Raw genomic sequence first — 25,881 nt, forward strand, 5'->3', positions numbered from 1 at the left:
TGAACCGGGACCTGGTGGTCCTTAATGATGTGAACTCGGGCAATGTGTGGCTGGTGAACCAGAACATGCAGCTGGTGAACAACTGGGACGACGTCGTCCCGCCCAAGAACGAATCCGATGAGCAGGACCAGGAATCGGCGGACAACAACACCATCAACGTGCTGCCGGACCGCACCAAGCCGAACCGGCCCCCGGAAACCAAGCCCGACGTCGTCGGCGTCCGTCCTGGCCGCACCACCATCCTCAGCGTGCTGGACAACGACTCGGACCCCGACGGCGACGTCCTCACCGCCGCGCTCCAGGGCAACCCGCCCAAGGCCGGTACGCTGGAGAACATCTACGGCGGGACCGCCTTCCAGATTTCCGTCCCCGCGGACGCGAAACCCGGCACGGAGACGTTCAGTTACTCCGCGTCGGACGGACGGGGCCTGTCCGCCACCGGACAGGTCACCCTCAACGTGGTGGGCCCGGACCAGAACAAGCCGCCGCAGTTCAAGCGCGGCGACAACACCACCATGCTGGTGGAACAGGGCAAGACCGTGAGCCAGAACATCCTCACGGACTGGATTGACCCCGACGGCGACGACCTGGTCCTCCTGGACGCAAAGGCCGACAACGACCAGGACCAGGTCAAGGTCCGCCGTGACGGCCTGCTCACCTTCCAGGACTCCGGCGCGACGGCGGGCAAGAAGAACGTCGAGGTCAGCATCTGGGACGGGCGCGACACGGTGACCGGCAGGGTGGTCATCAACGTCCAGCCGCCGGGAGCACTGGCGCCTGTGGTCAACGCCGACCATGTCACCGCCGTGGTCGGCCAGGATTTGGTGGTCTCGCCCCTTAAGAACGATGTCGACCCGAATGGCGGCGCCCTCCGGCTGGCCCAGGTGGAAGCCAACGGCCCGGCAGAGCTCGGACCCGTCACCGACGGCGGCACCTTCACGTTCCGGAGCACGACGCCCGGCCCCGTCTACCTCACCTACATCGCCAGCAACGGGCCGCAAAGCAGCCAGGGCCTGATCCGCGTTGACGTCGAATCGGGTGACGATACCGGCGATCCCGTTGCCGTGCATGACGTTGCCCTGATGCCGACGGGCGGCAGCGTCCTGCTGGACCCGTTGGCCAACGATTCCGATCCGTCCGGCGGCGTACTGGTCCTGCAGTCCGTGAAGCTCCCGGAGGACGCCACCGTTTCGGTCAGCGTGATCAACCACAGCGTCCTGCGGATCACGGACATCCTGGGGACCAAGGACCCGATCCTGTTCGAATACACCATGTCCAACGGCAGGAAGTCGGCCACGGGCAGCGTCTCAGTGGTTCCCGTGCCCGCACCGGCCGTGGTGGAGGCGCCCCAGCCGAAGCCGGATGAGGTGAACGTCCGCGTCAACGACGTGGTCACCATTCCCGTGCTGGACAACGACACACACCCGCAGGGCCAGGAGCTGACGGTCGATCCTGTACTGCCGCAGGGGGTTGACCCGGCCGACGGCAAGAGCTTCGTCTCCGAAAACACCCTCCGGTTCATTGCCGGCAGCCAGCCCAAGACGGTCCGCGCCATCTACAACGCTGTGGACCCGCAGGGCCAGAAGAGCGCCGCCGCGGTGACCATCCACATCCTGCCGCTTGAGGGGGCGGAGAACTCCAGGCCCCAGCCGCGGAACCTCACGGCCCGTGTGGTCGCTTCCGGAACCGTCCGGATTCCGGTTCCGCTGGACGGGATCGACCCCGACGGCGACTCGGTCCAGCTCACCGGCATCGACAGCACGCCCTCCATGGGTACCGCCACCGTGGGCAGCAACTTCATTGACTTCACGGCCGCCGGCGACGGCGCAGGAACGGACACGTTCCGGTACAAGGTGGTGGACCGCCAGGGTGCGGTCAACACTGGAACCGTGACGGTGGGCATTGCTCCGCGCGGCGAAATCAACCAGAAGCCCACACCCGTGGATGACGAGGTCCGGGTCCGCCCGGGCCGGCAGATCGCCGTGGATGCCACGGGCAATGACACCGATCCCGACGGTGACCAGATCCGTATCCTCACTGATGGCATCGAGGCCGATCCTGCCCTGCAGGCCACCGTCAGCAAGACGAGCGGCCGCGTGATCCTGCTGGCGCCCAACGAAGCCGGAACGGTCAACGTGCGCTACACGGTAGCCGACGACCGCGACGCCAGGGCCCAGGCGACCATCCGCGTGGTGGTTGATCCCGAGGTGCCGCTGAAGGCACCGATCGCCCGCGACGACCGGGTAACCTCCGCCCAGACCATGGGCAAGACGGCCGTCGACGTTCCCGTCCTGAAAAACGACGAGGACCCCGACGGCGTCGGCGAGAACCTGAAGATCAGCACCGAGGCCACCACGGCCCGGCCGGGCGCGGAGGGCAACATGATTGTCGACCTCACCGAACAGCCACAGCTGATCCCTTACACCGTGGAGGACGTGGACGGCCAGCGGTCCACTGCCATCATCTGGGTACCGGGCCTCGGCCAGCAGGTGCCCACCCTCGCCAAGGACGAGGTCCTCGAGGTGGTGGCCGGCCAGTCCGTCAACGTGGACCTGGACGAATGGGTCAAGGTCCGCGAGGGCCGTTCCCCGCGGCTGACGCAGGCTGACCGGATCAAGCTCATCGGAGCCGACGGCGGCGATCCCGTCACCGGCGACGGCACAGGGCTCAAGTACACGGCAGGTACGGACTACGTCGGACCCGGCTCGCTCACCTTCGAGGTCACTGACGGAACCGGTCCCGACGACCCTGACGGACTCAAGTCCACGCTGAGCATCCGCACCAAGGTGCTGCCGGACCCCAACAAGAACAACCCGCCTGAACTCCTGGGCGCCACCGTCGAGGTTCCGATGGGCGACTCGGCAAGCACGGACCTGGGGAAGCTCACCTCGGACCCGGATGGCGACGACGTCGAGAGGATGAAGTACGAACTGGTGGGCGGGACGCCCGCGGGGTTCAACGCTTCCATCGACGGCAGGAACCTCAAGGTCTCTGCCGCCGATTCGAGCCGGCCGGGAACGGCCGGGGCTGTGCAGGTCAAGGCAACGGACCCTCGCGGGTTGGAAGCCACGGCCACGTACCAGCTTTCCGTGACGGCCTCCAACCGGCCCAAACCGGTGGCCAATGATGACGTGGAGGCCAACGCGGCCGCCGGCAAACCGGTGACCATCAACGTGCTGGCCAATGACTCCAACCCGTTCCCGGAAACCCCGTTGAAGATCATTGCCGCCAACACCGAGACCGGCAGCGGCAACGTGGAGGTCAGCGGTGATTCAGTGACTGTGACTCCGGCCCCCGGATTCACCGGCACCATGGTGGTCACCTACACCGTCGAGGACAAGACCGGCGAGCCGTCGCGGCACGCCACTGCCCGTGTCCGGCTCACCGTCAAGGACAAGCCTGCGGCTCCCACCACGCCGCAGGCCCAGAGCGTGGGGGACAGGACCGCGCTGCTGAACTGGACGGCGCCTGCTGACCGCGGCTCACCCATCACCAAGTACACGGTGTACGGCGAGGGCGGGTTCACGCAGGACTGCCCGGCCAACACCTGCACGCTGAACGGCCTGACCAACAACACGAAGTACCACTTCCAGGTCTCCGCCACCAACGAGTTCGGCGAATCCGACAGGTCGCCGGCCTCCGCCGAGGTCCGGCCGGACGTCAAGCCGGATACCCCGCTGGCGCCGTCGCTGAAGTTCGGCGACAAGGAACTGTCCATTAACTGGACTGCACCGGCCAGCAAGGGTTCCCCCGTCAAGTCCTACGACCTTGAGATCTCACCGCCGCCGGCCGGGCAGAACGCCCAGATCCAGAACCTGACGGCAGTGAGCTACGTCTGGAAGGGCCTGCAGAACGGCGTGTCCTACAAGGTCCGCGTCCTGGCCAGGAACGACGCCAAGGAACCGTCCGAGTGGAGCCCCTACTCGGCTGCCGAGGTACCGGCAGGCGTGCCGGCCACCCCGGCGGCACCCTCTGCAGTGCAGGCGCAGCCACTCGGCAACCAAAGCCAGATGAAGGTCTCCTGGACGGCGCCGAACAACAACGGCGACGCCATTTCCGCGTACACGCTCACCACCCTTCGGGGCGGCGCAGTGGTGGCCACCCAGCAGGTGGCCGGCACCTCGCAGAACGTGACCGTGGACAACTCCGAGACCAACTACACCTTCACCGTCTCCGCAACCAACAAAGCCGGGACAAGCGCAACCAGCGCCCAGTCGGCGGCGGTCCGCGCTGCAGGGAAGCCCGGGCAGGTCAACGGCGGATCCGTGAAGGCGACGGGAACCAGCGGCCAGCTTGAGGTCACGTTTACTCCGCTGACTGACACGCAGCGCAACGGATCCACCGCATCCGAGATCACCTACTCCTACAACGCCGATGGCAGGAGCGGGGCAATCAATGCCGGGGGAGGAACCATCACCGGCATGACGAACGGCAGGGACATCACTGTCACGATCATCGCCAGGTCAACCAAGAACAACATGGCGGGCGATGCCAAAGCCATCGGCAGTGGAAACCCCTACGGGCCTCCCAACGCCCCGAACGTGGACGGCAGGACGTCGGCCAAGGGCGACGGGGATGTCCACTGGACGTGGAATGATCCCGCCACGAACGGACGTGCACTGAGCCATTACGAGGTCAGCTACGAAGGTGGAGGCTGGATCAACGTGGGCAAGGCCAACCGCTACGACCGTTCCGCCGGAGGCTGGAACCAGTCCCGTCAACTCAGGGTCCGCGCGGTTACGGTGGTGGCCGGTCCAGCCGGCTCCGCAACGTCGAAGTCCGGTGACGACCCGACCCCGCCGCCGCCCACCTCGTGGAACCTCACGGCCAGCCCGACCCGCAGCTGCACCGAACCCCGCAAGGGAACCGACAGCTTCATCGCCGGCAACCCGTCGCAGTGCACCGGCAGCGGCAAGTGGCTCGACGCCGGCGCGCCCGCCACGGCGGACCGCTACCAGGTCTGGTACAAGACGTCGAACAACCCCAGCGGCATTTGGTACCACCTGACGTCCGGCATGGCGTCGGGCAACTGGCTCCGCTGCGACACGTCCAACATCGGCTGCAACCCGCCCAACGGGATGCCCAACCGCTAGCGCAGTACCGCTGCACCCAGGCAGGGCCCGGTCCACCCGGGTCCTGCCACCACCCAAGCACCACCTCACCTGAGCAGAAGGAAGAACCACCCCATGACCATGACCAGCGAGCAGGCCGCGTGGTTTGCTGACACCTTCGAAAAACTCGTTGCCAACGTGGGTCAGGCCGTGCTGGGTAAGGAAAACGTCATTCGGCTGACGTTCACCGCCATGCTGGCCGAGGGGCACGTCCTTTTTGAGGACGCTCCCGGCACCGGCAAGACCTCGCTGGCGCGTGCCCTCGCCGCCACCGTGCAGGGCTCCAACAACCGCATCCAGTTCACCCCTGACCTCCTGCCCTCGGACGTCACGGGCGTCACCATCTACGACCAGAAGACCCAGAAGTTCGAGTTCCACAAGGGCCCGATCTTCAACAACATCGTCCTCGCCGACGAAATCAACCGTGCGTCGCCCAAGACCCAGTCCGCGCTGCTTGAGGTGATGGAGGAGTCCAGGGTCACCGTGGACGGCGTGACCTATTCCGCGGGCCGGCCCTTCATGGTCATGGCCACCCAGAACCCCATTGAGCAGGCCGGCACCTACCGGCTGCCGGAAGCCCAGCTGGACCGCTTCCTGATCAAGACCTCCATCGGCTACCCGGACCACGCTTCCACGGTCCGGCTGCTGGGCGGCTCCAACGTCAAGGACCGTTCCAAGGAACTCTCCGCCGTCATCACCACCCAGGCCGTCGCCGACATGGCGGACCTGGCGGCCACCGGCCACGTGGACACCGCGGTGCTCGAATACATTTCACGGCTCTGCGAAGAAACCCGGAACGCGCCGGAAACCCGGCTGGGCGTCTCAGTCCGCGGCGCCCTGGCCATGGTCCGCGCCGCGAAGGTGTGGGCTGCCTCCCAGGGCCGCAACTTCGTCCTGCCGGACGACATCAAGGAACTCGCGCCGGTGGTGTGGACCCACCGCTTCGTGATGGACCCCGAAGCCGAGTTCTCCGGCGCAACGCCCGAGGCCGTCCTGGCCCGCATCCTGGCCGACGTCGCAGCCCCGCAGCAGCGCACCAACGCCTGACCAGCCAGGCGCCACAGTCCACCGCAACAACGAAGGCACACATATGTCCACCGGCACCCCGTTGACCCGGCTCACGGAGCGTCTCAAGCAACCCTTCCACCGCGACGGCAGGCCCACCCGCCTGCACCCGTCGGCGGTGTGGGCCGAGGCGACTTCCACCGCCGGCATTGCCCTGCAACCGGCGTGGCGTACCGTACGCATGGCGTGGCTCACGTACGCCTGGCCGGTGCTCTCCGTGGTCAGCGTCCTGGGCTGGTCGGTCCTTGCCGCCACCATCCTGCTGTGGTGGGCAGGGTCCGCCTACGGCTGGCAGGAAGCGAAGGCCGCCGCCGTGGCGGCCTTCGTCATGTTCCTCATCGCCGTGGGCTTCATCCTGGGCCGCTCCACGTACGGGGTGGTCCTGGACCTGGCCCGGACACGGGTAGCGGTGGGGGACAGCGCGGTGGGAAGCATCGCGGTCACCAACACCTCCAGCCGCCCGTTGCTGCCCGCCTCGGTTGAACTGCCCGTAGGAGGGGTCACCGCCGTCTTCCACCTGCCCAGGATGAAACCCCAGCAGGTCCACGAGGACCTGTTCACCATCCCCACCGCCAGGCGTGCCGTGATCGTCGTCGGGCCCGTCCGGTCGGTACGGGCCGATCCGCTGCACCTGCTGCGCCGGCAGGTCCTGTGGACCGAGCCGGAGGACCTCTTCGTCCACCCGCGCACCGTGGCCTTGGGCGGCTCGGCCGCAGGATTCATCCGCGACCTTGAGGGCATGCCCACCACGGAACTGTCCAGCGCGGACGTTTCCTTCCACGCCCTGCGCGACTACGTCCCGGGCGATGACCGGCGGCACATCCACTGGAAGACCACCGCACGGACCAACAAACTCATGGTCCGCCAGTTCGAGGAAACCCGCCGCGCCCACCTGGCCATAGCACTGTCCATCAACACGGAGGAGTACGCCTCCGAAGACGAGTTCGAGATGGCCATCTCCGCGGCGGCCTCAATCGGCCGGCAGGCCATCCGCGAGCAGCGCGAGCTGGACATCCTCACGCAAAAGGGCCCGCTGCGCTGCGAAACCGGCCGCAACATGCTCGATGACATGACCAGGATCGTCGGCGCGCCCATGCGGCGCACCGCCGTCGACCTTGCCCGTACCCTGGCCGACGCCGTTCCCAACGCATCCGTGGTGTTCTTCGTGGTGGGCAGCAACGTGACCGCCACCCAGCTGCGGTCCGCGGCGGCATCCGTCCCGCCGGGCGTCCGCAGCCTCGCCGTGCGGATCGAGGCCGGGGCAGCGTCCAGCAGGGCGAACATCGCAGACCTCACCGTGCTGACGGTCGGCGACCTCGCCGACCTCGGCATCGTCCTCCGAAAGGCGGCAGCATGACCTCCGCACCAGGCCTCCGCCCCAGGAGCGGATCCGCCCGGACCGCATCCCGCACCCGGGGCGGCGCCTCCGGACCCTTCACCGGCGGGCAGCCGCTCTGGCACTTCTTCCTCGACGCCGGGGCCCTCACCGTCCTGCTGGGGCTGGGCCTGCTGGGCTTCGGCCTGAGCTTCGGCGGCGACCCCTACTACCTGCTCTCCGGGTTCGGCGGCATCCTGCTCGGCCTGGCCATCGGCGTCCTGAACGCCCACCTCCGCCTTGGCCTGCTCCCCACCGCCGCGCTGGCACTGGGCGCCTACCTGGTGTTCGGCACGCTGCTGGCTGTTCCGGATGCCGCCATCGCCGGGTTCGTCCCCACCCTCGACTCGCTCCGCACCCTCCTGCTGGGCATCGTCTTCGCCTGGAAGGACATGCTCACCGTGGGGGTGCCGGTGGGTTCGGCCGGCGGTGTCCTGATTGTGCCGTTCCTCAGTTCCATGATCATGGCCCTCGTGGCAGCCGTCCTGACCTGGCGGGTGCGCAGCCCCTACCTTCCGCTGCTTCCTGTCCTGGTGCTGTTCCTGACCGGCATCGCATTCAGCACCAACGCTTCCTTCCTGACCGTGGAGCGGGGCATCGGCCTGACCGTGCTGGGCATCGCCTGGGCAACGTTCCGCCGCGACGCGCTGCGCACCAGCTCCACCCGCAGGGTGGCCGTCAACAGCCCCCAGGCGGACTCCGCCACGGCACGGCGCGCCACGCTCCGCAGGCTCGGCATGGCAGCCGGCGTCATCGCCGTCAGCGTGGGGATTACCGCCGTGTCCGCACCCCTGGTCACTGCGGGGAATGAACGGAAGGTGCTGCGCAACGTGGTGGTCCCGCCGTTTGATCCCAAGGACTACATCACCCCGCTGGCCAGCTTCCGCACCTATGTCAAGGACAAGAAGGACGACACCCTGTTCGTCGTCAAGGGGTTGCCCCGGGACGGCAGGGTACGGCTTGGTGCGTTGGACGCCTTCAACGGGACCAACTACAACATGGATCCCAACGGCTCGGGCAACTTCAGCAAGGTCGGCGACGCCGAGTCCATCAACACCCTGGCGGACACCTCCAGCGTGGTCCCCACGAACGACTACTCCATCGACATCAGCATCGAGGACTACCAGGGGTTCTTCGTCCCCGGCGGCCGCAAGACCACCGGTATCAGTTTCGACCAGGCCGGTTCCGCCGCGGCGTCCGGCCTGTACTTCAACTCCGGAACGGACACCGCGGTCACCACCAACGGGCTGACCCGCGGAGATTCCTACAGCGTGCAGGTCTCCGATCCCGTCAAGCTCGAGCATGGGCAGCTGACGCAGTACGACTTCGCCCAGGTGTCCCTTCCGGATCCGCTGGAGGTCCCGCCCGTGGTCGGTTCGCAGGCCAACGACCTCTCGGCCGACGCGCCCACCGCCATCGACCGGGTCCGCCAGATCGAGGCCCACTTCCAGAAGACCGGGGCGTTCAGCAACGGCCTGGTCAGCGAAGGGCAGCTGCCCAGCGTCTCCGGACACGGCTCGGCCCGCATCCGCAACCTGCTCACGGCCAAGCAGATGCTCGGCGATGACGAACAGTACGCGGTGGCCATGTCACTGATGCTGCGCCACCTTGGCATCCCGTCCCGCGTGGTCATGGGCTTCTACCCTGACCCCACCAGCCCCGAGAACGGCGCCGGCGAAGTCAAGATCACCGGCAAGAACGTGCACGCGTGGGTAGAGGTGGCGTTTGAACGCGTGGGCTGGGTCAGCTTCGACCCCACGCCGCCCAAGGACAACGTCCCCATCCCGCCTGATCCGGAAAACAAGTCCAAGCCCAAGCCGCAGGTGCTGCAGCCGCCGCCCCCGCCGCAGGAACCGGCGGACCTGCCGCCGGACTCCTCACCGGACGCGCTGGACGCGGACCAGAAGAAGAACAACCCGTGGCTGTTCTGGGGCGCCCTGCTCAGCGCCCTGGGCGTGGCACTGATCCCGCTGTCCATCCTCGCGCTGCCGCTGCTGCTGGTCGCCCTGCTGAAATCACGACGCCGGAAGGCCCGTTTCAGCGCCGGCCACCCTGCGCAGCGGGTCGGCGGAGGATGGAGCGAGGTGGTGAGCCTGGCAACGGACATGGGTGCCGCCGTCGACACTCGTGCCACCCGCCGGGAGAGCGCTGCGGTCCTGGCCGAAGCGTTCCCCGCCAGCCAGTCGACCACCACCATGCTGGCGCGCCGCGCCGACGCGTCGATCTTCGGCGCCGGGCAGCCCAGCGAGGAGGAAGTCCGCGAGTACTGGACCATCGTGGACGGCTCGCTGAAGGAGATGACCTCCACGGTCGGCTTCTGGCGGCGCCAGCAGGCCAGGTTCTCGCCCCGGTCGCTCCTCTCGGACGCCCGCAACGCCATGGCCGCGCGCAGCGGCTCCGGGGGAACCGGACGTTTCGCACTGCCGGCGCTGTTCGGCAAGCCGGGCCGCCGCCCGGCTGCAGGCCCGGATAACCCGGGCCCGGCCGGAACACCCGCCGGAACCTCCACCGGAACCTCCACCGGAACACCCGCCGGAACCGCGGAACGGTCGGGCCGGCGCGCCCGGCCCGCCGGTACAACGGAAGAACCCCCGACGCAAGGATCCCAACAGCAGTGACCCCCACCGCCGAGCGATGCCCGCGCTGCCACCAGGACATCCGCACGGGCGCCGCGTTCTGCACCTCATGCGGGGCGCCCCTGGCCAACAGGGCCGCCCGCAGCCTCCGGAACCAGGAAGCGGTCCCGGGCATCGTCCCGGGGCCGCTGCCGGGCCCCGCACCCGCGCCGTACCCCGGTTTCGAGGTCCGGGCCACGCCCGCGGATGCGCAGCGCCCGCCGATTCCCGGTACTATCCCGGTAGTACAAATGCCCCCGGCAGCCGGTGCCGCGGGCATCGCGAACGCGGCAGCAGGGCAGGGGAGCCTTGCCGGTCCGGCAGGGGCGGCCGCCGCGCCAGGGGGAGGAACAGGAATGGCATCAAACCTTCAGCTTGTCCCGGCAACCGCGGGCAAGCGGCTTGGGGCTGCCGTCCTTGACTGGCTGTTTCCCGTCGCGGTGCTGGTGGTGACGTTCGCCATCGGTTTTGCCGGGATCACCCGCACCCGCAGCGGCGGGTTCATCATCTACGACACGGCGTCACTGGTGCTGTTCGGCGGCATCGGGCTGGGCATCAGCCTCGTGTACGCGGCAGTGCTCCTGGGGCTGGAAGCGCGGACCGGGAAGACGCCGGGAAACCTGCTGATGGGCATCCGCAGCGCCGACAACGACGGCTACGCCCCCGGCGCCGGCGCCGTCTTCGTGCGCGGCCTGCTCACCGGGGCAGGGGCCCTGCTGACCGTCCTCGCCGCCGTCCTGGTGGTGGTCTTCAAATGGTTCGACGCGGCGCTGTTCATTCTGGGACCGCTGCTGCTCGTGGCAGCAGCCTGGGCGGTGCTGGTGGTGGTCTCCAACACCTGGGACAAGGACCGCAGCCTCCGAGGCTGGCATGACAAGGCCGCCAAGACCCTCGTTTTCGATGTCAAGGCCGGCCGGGACCCCATCACCACCGGCGGCATCCAGGGTCCGTACAGCTTCGCCCCCCTCGACCTGCCACCGGTCCAGCCGGTGCTGTCGCCGGTGGCCGGGGCGCGTACCGCGCAGGTCATCACCCCGCAGGCACCCGCCGTGCCAAGCCAGTCAGGCCAGCCTTTCCAGCCCGGCCAGCCCGGAGCCGTCGCGGGACAGCAGCAGTACCGGATGCCCGCCGCACCGGCGCCGGTGGTTCCGCAGCCGGCCCCGGCCCCAGGACCCGAGGGGCGGACGATGCCCGGGCAGACCATGTCCTACACGGCGCCGGATTCCTTCGCGCCGCCCGCCGGAGCAGTGCCGCCCGCGAACGGGCAGCCCGTCCCGCACCACGCGGACGACGACGTCGAGCGCACCCAGGTGCGTCCGGGCACCGCCGGACCTGCTCCGGTTGCGGTGCTCCGCATCAGGCTCGACGACGGCCGCGACTTCCAGCTCGACCGCAGCGTCCTGGTGGGCCGCAACCCCGTGGGCTCGGCGGGCGAACAGCATGCGCAGCTCCTCGCCGTCGACGATCCCGGACGGTCCATCTCCAAGACGCACCTGCACCTCCTGACCGATGGCGCGGGCATCTGGGTGACCGACCGGAATTCAACCAACGGCAGCGCCGTGACCACCCCCGACGGCCTCCGCACCCCCTTGGCGGCAGGCGTCCCGACTTTCGTTTCCCCAGGCTCCAGCGTCCACTTCGGCGACCGGACCTTTTACCTAGGACAGGCATGAACCAACAGCCCGCCAGTGTTCCCTCCACCACGCAGCAGGGGACGGGCCTCAGCCTCAGCTGCGGTTACGGAACGGACCGGGGACTCCGCCGCGAGCTCAACGAGGATTCCTTCATCGCCTCGGACCCCGTCTTCGCCGTCGCTGACGGAATGGGCGGCCATGAGGCAGGCGAGATCGCCAGCGGCATGTGCGTCAGGGCGCTGGCAGGCATCCCGCAGATCGCCACGGGGGACCGGAGCATCACGGCCGCGGTCCTGCAGCAGTACCTGCTGCGCGCTGACAACAGCATCAGGGAAGCCACCGGTGCCCGTGCCGGCACCACCCTCACCGGCGCGGTGGTGGTGGAACAGATGGGCATGCCGTACTGGCTGGTGATGAACATCGGCGACTCCCGCACCTACCGCCTGAGCCAGGGCAGGTTCGAGCAGATCAGCGTGGACCATTCGGAGGTCCAGGAACTCGTCGACGCCGGTGAGATCACCCAGCAGCAGGCCACGGTGCATCCCCGCCGGCACGTGGTTACGCGCGCGCTGGGAACCGGGGACGAGACCGAGGCGGACTACTGGCTGCTGCCCGTGGAGGAGGGCGACCGCGTCCTGGTCTGCTCGGACGGGCTGACCTCGGAGCTGGCGGACGAACACATCCACCGCATCCTCAGCACCGCCGGTACCCCGCAGGACGCCGTGGACGCGCTGATCCAGGCTGCGCTCCGCAGCGGTGGCCGGGACAACATCACGGTCATCGTGGTGGACGCCAGGAACGTCATGAACGACGCCGGCGCCGCCACCACAGCGCCCCGCCACGACGCGTCCGCCGAAGACGAGGTGACACTTCCCCGCGGCCAGGCCCCCCAGGCCACCACCGGGCCCCTTTCCCAAGAGGAACAGGACGGCCGGGATTCCGAGGACAGCACGGAGGCCCCGCGATGACCGGCGCCAGCTACGTCCCGGGCGACTGGCTGGGCATTGTCCGGTCCCGCACGGCCGTTGTCCTCGGCCCGGACACGGCACCCGGCCTGGCGGAAGAAGTGTGGAACCTCCTGGCCGGAAAGCCGGAAGTCTACGAAGTGCTGCAGGCCATCACGGGCAGCGCCGGCGGCAACCTCTCCCGCATCCCGCCGTTTGCCATCCTGGATTTCACCGGCCCCCTGCGGGTGTTCCTGCGCGGGACACTGGAACTGTCCGTCGATACCCCGGACGGGACCGTAGACCTGGACGGCCGCGACGTCACCACCTGGAGCGAGCGGAGCTTTGCCGCGCCGGGCGCCGGTACGTTGTCCATTCCCGGCGCCGGTACCGGCAGCCGGCTGCCGCTGCGGCTGGCTGAGGGCATGGTCCTGCTGCAGTCGCTGCACCTGGGTGCCGACCTGGGCCACGGCGCCCTCGAGGCCCCTGCTGCAGGCGCCGGTGCCGCGGCACCCGTCGGCAGCGTGCCTGGGGAAAGAGAGCCCGCGGACAGCGTGCCCGACGAGGGTGGGACCGACCACGACGGCCCGGACGGTACAGCATCCTCTGCGGACATGCCCGCCGGGGAGGTGCAGGCGGACGCGCCCGCTGCCGCTGAACCCGTGGCGGCCGTTGCCGTGGATTCCTCCGGCGTGGCCGAGGTGGTCCCCGACCAGCCGTCCGAAGCAACCATCGCCCCCGGGCCGGCAGAAGTGTCCGTCGAGACCGTCTACGCGGTTCTCGACGAGGACGGCGAATACCTGGACGGGACGCCACCGGGCTCCAACGATGCCGGAGCCGGCCGCCCCGGAACCGGCTCCGCAACCGGTGCGGACACGCCGGACGCAGCGGACGGCGGGGCGTCCGACTCCGACTTGGCTGATTCCACTGCCTCCGAACCGGGCGCCCCTGCACCGGGCATCGACGGCCAGGAGCCAGCTGATTCCCGCGCCGCCGGGACCGGCACACACGGTACAGGCGTTCCGGCCGCGGACGTTCCCGGGGAAGCCGATGCTGCCCCGGCGATTGATCAGACCAGCTCGTACGACCACCTCTGGGAACGCACCGTCATGCGCAACATCGAGGACGCAGCCGTCCGCGAAGATCCGGAGGACCAGCAGCAGGAGGCGCCCGCCCTCGCCGCGCCCGCCCCGCAGGCTGCCCTGGAGGCGGCCGACGCTGTGGCCGCCCCCGACCACCACGCTGCGGACGGTAGGCCGGCGGATCAGGAGGCCGACGCGGAACCAGCCCCGGAAGCCGCCCGGCCCGCTACTGGCCTGCTGATCGAGTCCGTTCCGTGGCGTACCGGGGGAGGGGCCGGCACCCCGGAACCGCCTGCCCCGTTCACGCCCTCGCCTCCGCCGTTCACGCCTGCCCCGGCGGCGCCCGCACCGGCGACCCCGCCGCAGGCGCCGGCCGCGGCTTCACCGGCATCGCCTCCCGCAACACCTGCGGCCTTCGACGACGACCACGACGGGCAGACCGTTATGAAGAGCAGCGTTGCCGGAGCCGGCGGGCAGGGTGCACCGTCTGCCGGTCCCGGCGCCGCACCGCAGGCCAACCCGGCCGCCGGACCGCTTGTCCTGGCCCGGGTCTGCCCCCAGGGTCACGCCAACCCGCCCATCCGGTCGGCCTGCACCGCCTGCGGAGCGCCCCTGCCCCAGGATGCCGTCCAGGTGGCACGCCCCCGCCTGGGCCGGATGCGTCTGTCCACCGGAGAACTCCTTGACCTCGACCAGTCCCTGGTCATCGGCCGCCAGCCCTCCGTTTCCAGGGTCCAGGGAGGGGTCATGCCCCGCCTGGTCCAGGTGCCCAGCCCGGGCGGCGACATCTCCCGGTCCCATGTGGAGGTGCGGCTCGAGGGCTGGCACGTCATGCTCTGCGACCTGAAGGCAACCAACGGCACAGTCCTGGTCCGCGAAGGCCAGCCGCCGCGAAGGCTTGCCCAGAACGAGATGGCCATCCTGCTGGACGGCGACATCGCCGAACTGGGCGACAACATCTCGCTGCGTTTTGAGGAGATTCCTTGAGTTCCAAACGGCCGGTAGCGCCGCCGCCCCGCATCCCGGGGTTCACTTACATCAGCCTGCTCGGCTCCGGCGGGTTCTCCGACGTCTACCTCTACGAACAGGACCGGCCCCGCCGGAAGGTGGCCGTCAAGGTCCTGCTCTCGGACCTGAAAACCGAAGGCGCACGCCGCCGCTTCGAGTCCGAGGCCAACCTGATGGCCCAGTTGTCCTCCCACCCCTACATCGTCACCATCTTCGAGGCAGAGGTCACCGACGACGGGCACTCCTACCTCGCCATGGAGTACTGCTCCCGGCCCAGCCTGGACGTCCGCTACCGCCGCCAGCGTTTCAGCGTGGACGAGGTCCTGGCCGTCGGCATCCAGGTGGCTTCCGCCGTCGAAACCGCGCACCGGGCCGGCATCGCGCACCGCGACATCAAACCCGCCAACATCCTGGTGACGGACTACAACCGGCCGGCGCTGACGGACTTCGGCATCTCCGGGACCCTGGCCGGGGACAGCGATGACGACTCCGGCATGTCCATACCCTGGTCCCCGCCCGAACAGTTCCGTGACGGCAACGTGGACGGCGTCATGGTGGATGTCTGGGCGCTCGGAGCGACGCTCTACACGCTGCTGGCCGGCCGGTCCCCGTTCGTGATGCCTGGAGCGGACAACTCGCAGCGCGAACTCATCAACAGGATCAGCAACACGCCGTTGCCGCGCCTGGGCCGGGCGGACGTGCCCGAATCCCTGGAACTGGCACTGGCCACCGCCATGGCCAAGTCACCGCAGTCACGGTACTCCTCCGCGCACGCGTTTGCCCTTGCCCTGCAGCGCATCCAGGCCGAACTCAACCTCTCCGTCACCCCTTTCGAGGTCCTCGAAGAACCTCACCAGGAGGAGAGCCACCCTGACGAGGGCACGGAGGAGACCCGGGTCCGGAGCATCGCCTCCATCGACCCTGAACGGACCGGCAGCGCCCCCACCTTTCCGGCACGGACCTGGCCGCAGGCACCCGGCGCCGGGAACCCCGAAACAGGCAACACCGCCGCCGGCAGCACCGGCACCCGGGCCGGGGCGCCGCCGTCGCGCTTCAGCCCTCCCGCTGCGGGAAGCTGGCCACCGTCCACGGATGCCGCCCACTCCGCCGCAACCCAGGCGCGCATGTCCGGAAGCGTGTTCGGAAAGGAAGCCTCGGACGGTTCCGGGCATGAGTGGGCCCAATCCACCGTGCTGCGCGGCAGCGCGGCGGCACCCACCTACGGGGCTCCCGTTGACGCCGCAGACGACGCTCCCACCGGGTCCGCCGACGCCACCATCCACCGTCCCGCAGCCGTGGAGCAGGAGGGGGAAGCCCCCGCCCAGGACCACGGCAAGCGCAACCTGTGGCTGGCCATCGCGGGCGGCACCGTGCTGGCCATCGCCGCGGCAGTGGGCATCGTCCTGGCCAACACCGGGGCACAGGCACCCAAGACCGTGGCAACCCAGCAGGTCACCAAGCCGCCGGCGGACGCCCTGGACAACGGGACAGTCCCCGACGTCGAAGGCCTTGCCGGCAAAGCGGGGACCGACGGCAACGTCTCTTTCACCTGGACCAACCCGCAGCCCAAGGACGGCGACACGTACAAGTGGCGCGTCTACACCATTGGCGGCGGCGGTGAGTTCCAGTCCGTCGCCCAGCCGCCGGTCCAGGTCAAGGCCAGCCCCTCCGGCCAGACCTGTTTACAGGTGATGATCGTCCGCAGCGACGGCGCTTTTTCCCCGCTGGAGCAAGGTTCCATCGCCTGCACCGGCCAGTGACACACCGTGCGCCGGGCGCCATGCCGGCAACAACATTCTTTTCGCCCTTGAGGAGGCACAGAACATGGGGGATCTAGCAATAGATTTCTGTGGTGAATGGTACGAGCCCTCGGATGAGGATGTCTTCAACATCGGACGCGAAGGCGACCTGGAAGTGGACGACAACCCCTACCTGCACCGGCAGTTCCTGCAGGTGGCCCGGTACGACGGCATCTGGTGGCTCAGCAACGTGGGCAGCATGCTCTCCGCCACCGTGGCGGACGCCTCCGGCGGCATGCAGGCCTGGTTGGCTCCCGGAGCCCGCATCCCGCTGGTGTTCAGCCACACCAACATCATCTTCACCGCAGGGCCCACCACGTATGAATTCGCGGTCCACCTGAAGACCCCGTCCTTCCGCCAGGAATCCCGGGAAGGGGACAGCAACGGGGACACCACCATCGGCCCGGTGGTCTTCACCGACTCCCAGAAGGCACTAATCGTGGCCTTGGCGGAACCGATGCTCCGCCGCGAGGGCACCGGGTTCAGCGCCATCCCGTCCTCGGCCGCCGCAGCCAAGACCCTTGGCTGGGCGCTGACCCGCTTCAACCGCAAGCTGGACAACGTCTGCGACAAGCTGGACCGCGTGGGCGTGGTGGGGCTGCGCGGCGGCGGCGGCAAGCTCGCCACCAACCGGCGCGCCCGGCTCGTGGAACACGCCGTCACCTCGCACCTGGTGACCGCCGATGACCTGTACCTGCTCGAGAAGATGAGGGGCGTGGACGAAGGATGAGGATCCGGCTGACACTCCGCCGGGAGCCCGCCGAGGCCAAGGACCTGGCCGTGACCGTGGACGGACTCGCCACCGTGGCGGACATCGCCACCGTGCTGTGGGCCGCCGACCCGGACCGCAAGGGACTTCCCGCCCCGGAGAACCTGTCGCTGCGCATCGACGAAGCCTTCGTGGGCGGCGGCATCAGCGGCAACGTCCTGGACCGCGAGGACAACCTCCTGGAATCCGGCCTGCGCCCGGGCTCCGTGGTCTCGCTCGCCCAGGTGAGCAGCCAGTTCCACGACGCAGGGGGCAACCGCGGGCCCGCGGCGGCGACCCTGCGCGTGTTGTCCGGGCCCGACGTCGGCAAGGAATTTTCGCTGCCCACCGGCACCAGCTACATCGGCCGGGACCGGGACGTGGACATCCGGCTCACGGACCCGCTGACGTCCAAGCGGCACGCCCGCATCACGGTGGCCGAAGGCGTGGAGATCGTGGACACGAACTCCGCCAACGGCCTGCTGATGGACGGCCTGCCCGTCACCCGCGCCCGGCTGAACTCGTCCGACACCGTCACCCTGGGCGACACCACCGTCACGGTGGTGCCGCTGGGGCACAACCGCGCGGCAGCACCGACGTCGCCCCTGGTGGACTTCAACCGGTCCCCGCGCGTCGTTCCCCGCTTCGAGGAACCCAAGCGCGTGGTGCCCTCCGGCCCCAAGCGGCCCGAGGACCATCCCTTCCCGTACATCATGCTGATCGCGCCGCTGATGATGGGCGCCGTCATTTTTGCCATCACCCGCAACCCGCTCTCGGTGATCTTCATGATGATGATGCCGCTGTTCATCATCGGGCACTATGTGGACCAAAAGATGCGCAACCGGCGCCAGCAAAAGGAAGGCCACAAGCACTTCCGTGCCTCCATGGCTGCCTTCCGGGAGGACATCACCGAGCTGCAAAAGGTTGAACGGGCCGTCCGGCTGCAGGAGGCGCCGTCCGTCAACGACACGGTGGACGCCATCTACAAGCTCGGCCCGCTGCTGTGGACGCACCGGCCGGAGCACAAGTCCTTCCTGGGGCTGCGGTTCGGCCTGGGCACCGCCCCGTCCCGCGTCCGGCTTGAAGAGCCCTCCAACAACGACACCGAGGTCCAGTACGCCCGCGAAATCCAGGACTGCCTGAAGCAGTTCCGGGAGATCGAGGGGGTCCCGGTGGTTTCCCAGCTGCGCACCTCCGGGTCCCTCGGCATTGCCGGGGCCCGCGGCCTGGTGGATGACGTTGCCCGCGGCATGGTCCTCCAGCTGGTGGGCCTGCATTCTCCCGCCGAGGTGGTGCTCACGGCCATCACCTCCGCCCAGTCCCGGGAACGCTGGGACTGGCTCCAGTGGCTGCCGCACGTCGGCTCCGGCCACAGCCCGCTGTCTGGCGACCACCTGGCGGCAGGTTCCGCCGGCGGCTCCTCGCTGCTGGCCCGGCTCGAGGACCTGCTCGACGCGCGGGAGGCCGCGGTCAAGCGCCGGGCGCCGGAGCTGCGCCAGGAGATGGACCCGGCCAAGCACGAACTCGAAGAGCCCGTCCTGCCCGCGGTGCTGCTGATCGTGGAAGACGATGCTCCGGTTGACCGCGGGCGCCTCACCCGGCTCGCCGAACGCGGACCGGACTCGGGCGTCCACGTCCTGTGGGTGGCCACGGACATCCAGTCGCTCCCTGCCGCCTGCCGCGACTTCATGGTGGTGGACGGGGACCACGGCACCACCACCGGCCAGGTCCGGCTGGGCCGGCACACCTATCCGGTCAGCTGCGAAAGCGTCGACGCCGAACTTGCCGGGCAGCTGGCACGGATGCTCGCACCGGTGGTGGACGTGGGCAAGCCCGTCAACGACGATTCCGACCTTCCCCGCGCCGTGTCCTACGCGACGCTGATCGGCAAGGACTTCCTGGACAACCCGCAGGCAGTGGCCGAGCGCTGGTCCGAGAACAACTCAGTGCACTCCACCGCCGTTCCCAACCGCAAGGACAACGGCACCCTGCGCGCCCTGGTGGGGTCCAAGGGCGTCGAACCGCTGTACCTGGACCTGAAGAACGAGGGCCCGCATGCCTTGGTGGGCGGCACCACCGGTGCCGGCAAGTCCGAGTTCCTGCAGTCCTGGGTCATGGGCATGGCCTCCGCCTACAGCCCGGACCGGGTCAGCTTCCTGTTCGTGGACTACAAGGGCGGCGCCGCCTTCGCGGACTGCATCAACCTGCCGCACACCGTGGGGCTGGTCACCGACCTGTCCCCGCACCTGGTGCGGCGTGCCCTGACATCGCTGCGCGCCGAACTGCACCACCGCGAACAGCTGCTCAACCGCAAGAAGGCCAAGGACCTGTTGGCGCTGCAGCGCGAAGCGGACCCTGAAGCGCCCCCGTACCTGATCATCATCGTGGACGAATTCGCCGCCCTGGCCAACGAGGTGCCCGAATTCGTGGACGGCGTGGTGGACGTGGCAGCCCGGGGCCGTTCCCTGGGCCTGCACCTGATTCTCGCCACCCAGCGGCCCGCCGGCGTCATCAAGGACAGCCTGCGCGCCAACACCAACCTCCGGGTGGCGCTGCGAATGGCCGATGAGGACGACGCCACCGACATCCTGGGCGTTCCCGATGCCGCCTACTTCGACCCGGGCATCCCCGGCCGCGGCGCCGCCAAGACGGGGCCCGGCCGGATCCAGGGCTTCCAGACCGGCTACGCCGGCGGCTGGACCACGGACAAGCCGCAGCGGCCACAGATCGACATCGTGGAAATGGCGTTCGGCTCCGGCGCGAGCTGGGAGGCGCCGGCCCCGGAGAAACCGGTCTCGGCCGAACCTGCTGGCCCGAACGACATTGCCCGGATGACCGCCAACATCGTCCGGGCCGCCGACACCCTGGCCATCGCCCCGCCGCGGAAGCCGTGGCTGGACGAACTGGCCAAGACCTACGATTTCTCCAAGCTGCCCAACCCCCGCACCGACGAGCAGCTGCTGCTGGGCGTGGCGGACGATCCTGCCCGCCAGGACCAGCCCACCGTGTTCTACGAACCGGACCGGGACGGCAACATGGCCATTTACGGCACCGGCGGCTCCGGCAAGTCCGCTGCCCTGCGCGGCATTGCCATCGCCGCCGCCGTCACGCCGCGCGGCGGCCCCGTGCACGTCTACGGCATCGACTGCGGCTCCTCAGGCCTGAGCATGCTCGAAGAACTGCCGCATGTGGGCGAGGTCATCAACGGCGACGACGTCGAACGGGTGGGGCGCCTGCTGCGCCTCCTCCGTGACATCGCAGAGCAGCGCTCCGCCCGGTTCGCCGAAGTCCGCGCCTCCACCATCGTCGAATACCGCCGGCTCGCCAACCGGCCAGACGAGAAGCGGATCTTCGTCCTCGTGGACGGCATGTCCGCCTTCCGGGAAGCTTACGAACACAGCCGCCTGTCCGGCCTGTGGGACATCTTCCTCCAGCTGGCCACCGATGGCCGCACGCTCGGGATCCACCTGGTGGTCACCGGCGACCGGCCGAACGCCGTCCCGGCATCCCTGCTCGCCTCCATCCAGCGCCGGCTGGTGCTGCGCATGTCCTCCGAGGACGACTACATTTCGATGGACGTGCCCCGTGATGTCCTGAACGCCGCCTCCCCGCCGGGTCGTGGCCTGCTGGACGGGCTGGAGGTCCAGCTGGCCGTGCTGGGCGGCAACTCCAACCTGGCGCTGCAGGCCCGCGAGGTCCACAAGCTCAGCGAAGCCATGCTTCGGCAGGGGCTGGACACCGCACCGGGCATCGAACGGCTCCCGGACCAGGTGGACCTGGACGTCCTGCCGGCCGGCAGCCCGGGCCTGCCCGTCATCGGCGTGGACGACGAGACGCTGCAACCGGCGGAGATCTTGGCCCGCGGGCCGCTGCTGCTGGGCGGGCCTCCCGGTGCCGGCCGGACGGTGGCGCTGGTCACCCTGGCCTACGCGCTGCGGCGCTCCAACCCGCAGACGGAGCTGATCTACATCGGTGCCCGGCGCTCCGCCGTGGCGTCACTGCCGCTGTGGAACAGGTCCGTGGTGGGCCCGGATGACCTCGCCGATGTGGTGGAGGACCTGGTGGAGCATTCCTCGGGCAACCCGGGACAGCTCGCCATCTTCATCGAGGGCCTCACCGAGTTCACCGACACCATGGCCGAGTCCGGCATGGCCCAGCTGGTCACCGCGTCCATCAAGGCGGACCAGTGGGTGATAGGCGAGTCGGAATCCTCTACCTGGTCCTCGGCCTGGCAACTCGCCCAGCCCTTCAAATCCGGCCGGCGCGGGCTGCTGCTCAACCCGGGGGACATCGAGGGCGACAGCCTGCTGAACACCTCGCTGGGCCGCGTCAGCCCCGAATTCATTCCCGGCCGCGGCTACATTGTGGGCCGCGGAAAGGCGCGGAAAATCCAGGTGGCACTGCCGCCCGAGAACCGCGACTGACGCACCCATAGCAGGAGGGCCGCACCATCGAATGGATTTGCGGCCCTCCGGCGCGTTGTAGAAGACTGAAACGGAACCAGAAAGCCGCAGCGGGGGACTGCGGGCACTGAAAGGTACCAATGCCCCCCTCTTCTCCGGCGCTCCGCGCTGTCCTGGCTACGGCGTCATCGGCCGTCCTGGCCGCCTCGATCGCCCTCCCCACTGCGGGACCCACCCTGGCCGACCCGCCCGAACCGGCACCGACGGCAACCGCCACCACGGACCCTGCCTGCGACGGGGGCTGCAGCACCGACCCCACAAACCCGGACCCCGCCGGCCCCGAACCGACAACCCCGGAATCCGGCAGCCCGCAGCCCTCGACGGCCAAACCCACCAGGACAAGGACCCCTGACCGGCCCGCCCAGCCGGGCACCCCGGGCGGAGGATCCACGGACCCCGCCCCGGGCACCCCCACGACTGACCCGGCCGGGGGCGCACCCGCCGGCACCGCGCCGGCCGGGCCGGCCCCCACCGGCACGGGACCGGTCACCGGCAACGGGCCCTCCACGGATCCTGCCGAACCCGCAGCCGGCCCGCCAGGTCCCGGCAGCCCCACCGGCCCGCCGTCGTCGGACTCCGCCTGGGACACCCCTGCCACCCGGTCCGCCCGGCCAACCCAGGCGGCCGCGGTATCCCGCGCGGAAATGTTCGGGCAGGGCGGGCCCGACCTGCCGGCAGTGGCGGCGGGAGTGCTGCTGGTCGGCGCCGGCGGCGGAGCTTTCGCCTGGTGGGCCAGGAACCGCCTGCGCTCGCACTGACGCCGCTGCCTGTCGCACCCGTAGGGCAAGATAGGTCTGTGAGCACAGGAGAAGGCACCGCAGAACAGACCGCCACCGGGACCGGGCAGGACGGACAGGAAACCATCCCGTCCGACGCCATCCGTGAAGAGTATGAGAACCTGTCCGACCTCATCAGGAAGTACCGGTTCGCGTACTACCAGGAGGACGAGCCCCTGGTCTCCGATGCCGAGTTCGACACCCTCTTCCGCCGGCTCGAGGAAATCGAGGCGCTGCACCCCGAACTGGTGTCCAACGACTCGCCCACGCAGGAGGTCGGCGGGGAAGTGTCCGCGGCCTTCGCCGCCGTCGAACACCTGCAGCGGATGTACAGCCTCGAGGACGTGTTCTCCCTTGAGGAACTCGAAGCGTGGCTCAACCGGGCCGAGGCCGGGATCGCGAAGCTGGGGAACGGCACCGCGCGGGCCGCCTGGCTCACCGAACTGAAGATCGACGGACTGGCCGTCAACCTGCTGTACCGGGACGGCAAGCTGGTCCGGGCAGCCACCCGCGGCGACGGCACCACGGGGGAGGACATCACCCACAACGTCCTTACCATCAAGGAGATCCCCCAGGAGCTCACCGGGGACGGATTCCCGGCCGAAATGGAAGTCCGGGGCGAGGTCTTCATCCCGTCCAAGGCATTCGCCGAATTCAACGAAGCACTGATCGAAGCCGGGAAGGCCCCCCTGGCCAACCCGCGCAACGCCGCGGCGGGATCGCTGCGCCAGAAGGACCCGGCGGAAACCGCCAAGCGTCCCCTGAAGATGTTCGTCCACGGCATCGGCGCCCGCGAAGGCCTGCAGGCACGCAGCCAGTCCGAAACCTACGCCCTGCTCAAGGAATGGGGCCTGCCCGTCAGCCCCTACTTCGAGGTGCTGGAGAGCCGCGCCGACGTGCTCGCCTTCATCGCCAAATACGGGGAGCAGCGCCACAAACTGCTCCACGAGATCGACGGCATCGTGATCAAGGTGGACGACTTCGGCACCCAGCGGGCGCTGGGCTACACCACGCGCGTGCCGCGCTGGGCCGTGGCGTACAAGTACCCGCCCGAGGAAGTGCACACCAAACTGCTGGACATCCAGGTCAATGTGGGCCGCACCGGCAGGGTCACGCCCTTCGGCATGATGGAACCGGTCAAGGTGGCCGGCTCCACCGTGGAGATGGCCACCCTGCACAACCAGGACGTGGTCAAAGCCAAAGGCGTGAAGATCGGCGACATCGTGGTCCTCCGCAAAGCCGGCGACGTCATCCCGGAAATCGTCGGCCCCGTCCTGGCCCTGCGTGACCAGCAGGACCCGCCGGTCCGCGACTTCGTGATGCCCACCGAATGCCCCGCCTGCGGCACGCCGCTCGCGCCGGCCAAGGAAGGGGACGTGGACATCCGCTGCCCCAACGGCAAATCCTGCCCGTCGCAGCTCCGCGAGCGGGTGTTCCACCTGGCAGGCAGGGGAGCGTTCGACATCGAGGCGCTCGGGTGGGAAGCTGCCATCGCCCTCACCCAGCCCGCCGAACCCGACGTGCCGCCGCTGACCTCCGAAGCTGCGCTCTTCGACCTCACCCGCGAAGACCTCGCCGACGTGAGGATCCGCCGCGAAAAGCGCTCCAAGGGCGTCGGCACCGGCGAGTTCGAACTGGTGCCGTACTTCTACAGCAAGGGCACGGCCAAGTCCCCGTCCAAGCCGACGGCCAGCACGGAGAAACTGTTCAAGGAACTGGAGAAGGCCAAGAGCCAACCGCTCTGGCGTGTGCTGGTGGCGTTGTCCATCAGGCACGTCGGTCCCCGGGCCTCCCGCGCGCTTGCCCAGGCGTTCGGCAGCATGGAGGCCATCCGCGCCGCCTCGGAGGAGGACCTCGCCCACGTGGACGGCGTCGGTCCCACCATCGCCGCCGCGCTCAAGGAGTGGTTCGCCGAGGACTGGCACAGCCAGATCGTGGACAAGTGGGCCGCCGCAGGGGTCCGGATGGAGGACGAACGGGACGAGTCCACGCCCAGGACCCTGGAAGGGCTCACGGTGGTGGTCACCGGGTCGCTGCCCAACTTCAGCCGGGACGTGGCCAAGGAAGCCATCCTGGTCCGCGGCGGAAAGGCCGCCGGGTCCGTGTCAAAGAACACCAGCTACGTGGTGGCCGGCGAAAGCGCCGGCAGCAAGCTCGACAAGGCCGAACAGCTCGGCATTCCCGTGCTCGACGAAGACGGGTTCCGGCTGCTCCTTGACGGCGGCCCCGCCGCGGTGGGGGACACCGCGGGATCCGGCGGTGACGACGACCCGGAGGAGAGCGCCGCTCCGGCGGAGGCGAACGCAGCAGCCGTGGGGGAAAACGCATGACGGCCCCGGAAGAACTCCTTGACGTGGCCAAGCGGGCAGCCGCAGCGGGAGCGGAGGTCCTGGCCGGCCGCAACGGCGACGCCCTCGGCGTCAGCAACAAGGGTGAAGCCGGCGACTGGGTCACCGCGTTCGACGTGGCGGCCGAGAACGCCGTGCGGAACATCATCACCGCCGCCCGACCGGGGGACAGCATCACCGGAGAGGAACACGGCACCACCCGGCCCGAAACACCCACCGGTTACCGCTGGTCTATCGATCCGCTGGACGGCACCACCAACTTCATCCGCAACATCGTCTACTACGCTACCTCCGTGGCAGTGGCCGACGCCGACGGCACCTGGCTGGCCGGCGTCGTGCATGCACCGGCCCTGGGCCGCGTCTACTACGCGTCGCGCGGGTCCGGCGCCTGGCTGGAGGAAGGCGGCCGGACCACCCGGCTGGACGGGCCCGTGCCCGGACGGAAGGGCCAGATCCTGGCCACCGGCTTCAGCTACGACCCCCTGGTCCGGTCCCAGCAGGCGGCCCAGTTCGCTGAGCTGGCCGAAGGGTTTGCCGACGTCCGCCGGCTGGGTTCGGCAGCGCTGGACCTGTGCATGGTGGCTGACGGAACCCACGACGCCTACGGCGAACGCGGCCTGAACGAACACGACTTCTCTGCAGGGGCGCTGATCGCCGAAGAAGCAGGCTGCTGGGTGCGGCGCCCTCGGCTCACCAGCCCGCTGGACGGGGGCCCCTCAGACCAGGAACGGCTGGACGCCTGGACCTGCGCCGCCGGGCTGGAGCTCTCCGGCCGGTTCCCGCTCTGACGGCGCACGCCGTGCCTCGGCACGCCTGCCTCCGCACGCTGCAGGCCGGGCGTCCGCCGGCCGGGTGGGCCGGAGTGATAGTTCAATCACGGAAAGCGCCTGCTGCGGCACCGGCAGCGGCGGGC

The 25,881-nt window shown here is 69.2% G+C and carries 13 protein-coding genes and 1 pseudogene; all 14 read left to right on the forward strand.

Annotated features, from left to right (window positions below):
* Window positions 1-5,093: Ig-like domain-containing protein (locus tag AS031_RS15440; protein WP_058269056.1), on the forward strand; the 5,093-nt coding region annotated here is incomplete at its 5' end.
* Between the two features lie 93 nt (window positions 5,094-5,186).
* Entirely contained in the window at window positions 5,187-6,158 is a 972-nt protein-coding gene (locus AS031_RS15445) for an AAA family ATPase (protein WP_058269057.1), read from the forward strand.
* Between the two features lie 43 nt (window positions 6,159-6,201).
* Window positions 6,202-7,533: a DUF58 domain-containing protein gene (locus AS031_RS15450; protein WP_058269058.1), complete on the forward strand. Its 1,332-nt coding sequence runs from the start codon at window positions 6,202-6,204 to the stop codon at window positions 7,531-7,533.
* Window positions 7,530-10,169 (forward strand): transglutaminase-like domain-containing protein, encoded by a 2,640-nt coding sequence (locus AS031_RS15455; RefSeq protein WP_074446999.1) that lies wholly within the window; start codon window positions 7,530-7,532, stop codon window positions 10,167-10,169. Before AS031_RS15450 ends, AS031_RS15455 begins: the two co-directional genes overlap by 4 nt.
* Window positions 10,166-10,246, forward strand: a pseudogene (locus tag AS031_RS20215) (zinc-ribbon domain-containing protein); the annotation flags it as partial. The gene AS031_RS15455 and the pseudogene AS031_RS20215, both read left to right, overlap by 4 nt.
* A 276-nt stretch (window positions 10,247-10,522) precedes the next feature.
* Window positions 10,523-11,839, forward strand: a complete 1,317-nt coding sequence (locus AS031_RS15460; protein ID WP_058269059.1) for an RDD family protein — start codon at window positions 10,523-10,525, stop codon at window positions 11,837-11,839.
* Window positions 11,836-12,768 (forward strand): PP2C family protein-serine/threonine phosphatase, encoded by a 933-nt coding sequence (locus AS031_RS15465; protein ID WP_058269060.1) that lies wholly within the window; start codon window positions 11,836-11,838, stop codon window positions 12,766-12,768. Before AS031_RS15460 ends, AS031_RS15465 begins: the two co-directional genes overlap by 4 nt.
* Window positions 12,765-14,813: an FHA domain-containing protein gene (locus AS031_RS15470; RefSeq protein ID WP_058269061.1), complete on the forward strand. Its 2,049-nt coding sequence runs from the start codon at window positions 12,765-12,767 to the stop codon at window positions 14,811-14,813. Before AS031_RS15465 ends, AS031_RS15470 begins: the two co-directional genes overlap by 4 nt.
* On the forward strand, window positions 14,810-16,594 hold the full coding sequence (locus AS031_RS15475; RefSeq protein ID WP_058269062.1) for a serine/threonine-protein kinase: 1,785 nt from the start codon (window positions 14,810-14,812) through the stop codon (window positions 16,592-16,594). The genes AS031_RS15470 and AS031_RS15475 overlap by 4 nt, the downstream gene beginning before the upstream one ends.
* Before the next feature lie 64 nt (window positions 16,595-16,658).
* Window positions 16,659-17,363, forward strand: coding sequence for a hypothetical protein (locus AS031_RS15480; protein ID WP_058269063.1), 705 nt, complete (start codon window positions 16,659-16,661; stop codon window positions 17,361-17,363).
* A complete protein-coding gene (locus AS031_RS15485) occupies window positions 17,360-21,805 on the forward strand; it encodes an FtsK/SpoIIIE domain-containing protein (protein WP_058269064.1) in 4,446 nt (1,481 codons plus the stop codon). Before AS031_RS15480 ends, AS031_RS15485 begins: the two co-directional genes overlap by 4 nt.
* A 119-nt stretch (window positions 21,806-21,924) precedes the next feature.
* Window positions 21,925-22,602, forward strand: coding sequence for a hypothetical protein (locus AS031_RS15490; protein WP_058269065.1), 678 nt, complete (start codon window positions 21,925-21,927; stop codon window positions 22,600-22,602).
* Between the two features lie 38 nt (window positions 22,603-22,640).
* A complete protein-coding gene (gene ligA / locus AS031_RS15495) occupies window positions 22,641-24,950 on the forward strand; it encodes an NAD-dependent DNA ligase LigA (RefSeq protein ID WP_058269066.1) in 2,310 nt (769 codons plus the stop codon).
* Window positions 24,947-25,756: an inositol monophosphatase family protein gene (locus AS031_RS15500; protein WP_058269067.1), complete on the forward strand. Its 810-nt coding sequence runs from the start codon at window positions 24,947-24,949 to the stop codon at window positions 25,754-25,756. Before ligA ends, AS031_RS15500 begins: the two co-directional genes overlap by 4 nt.
* Window positions 25,757-25,881: the final 125 nt, after the last annotated feature.

It is taken from the genome of Pseudarthrobacter enclensis (assembly GCF_001457025.1).
Lineage (GTDB): Bacteria > Actinomycetota > Actinomycetes > Actinomycetales > Micrococcaceae > Arthrobacter > Arthrobacter enclensis.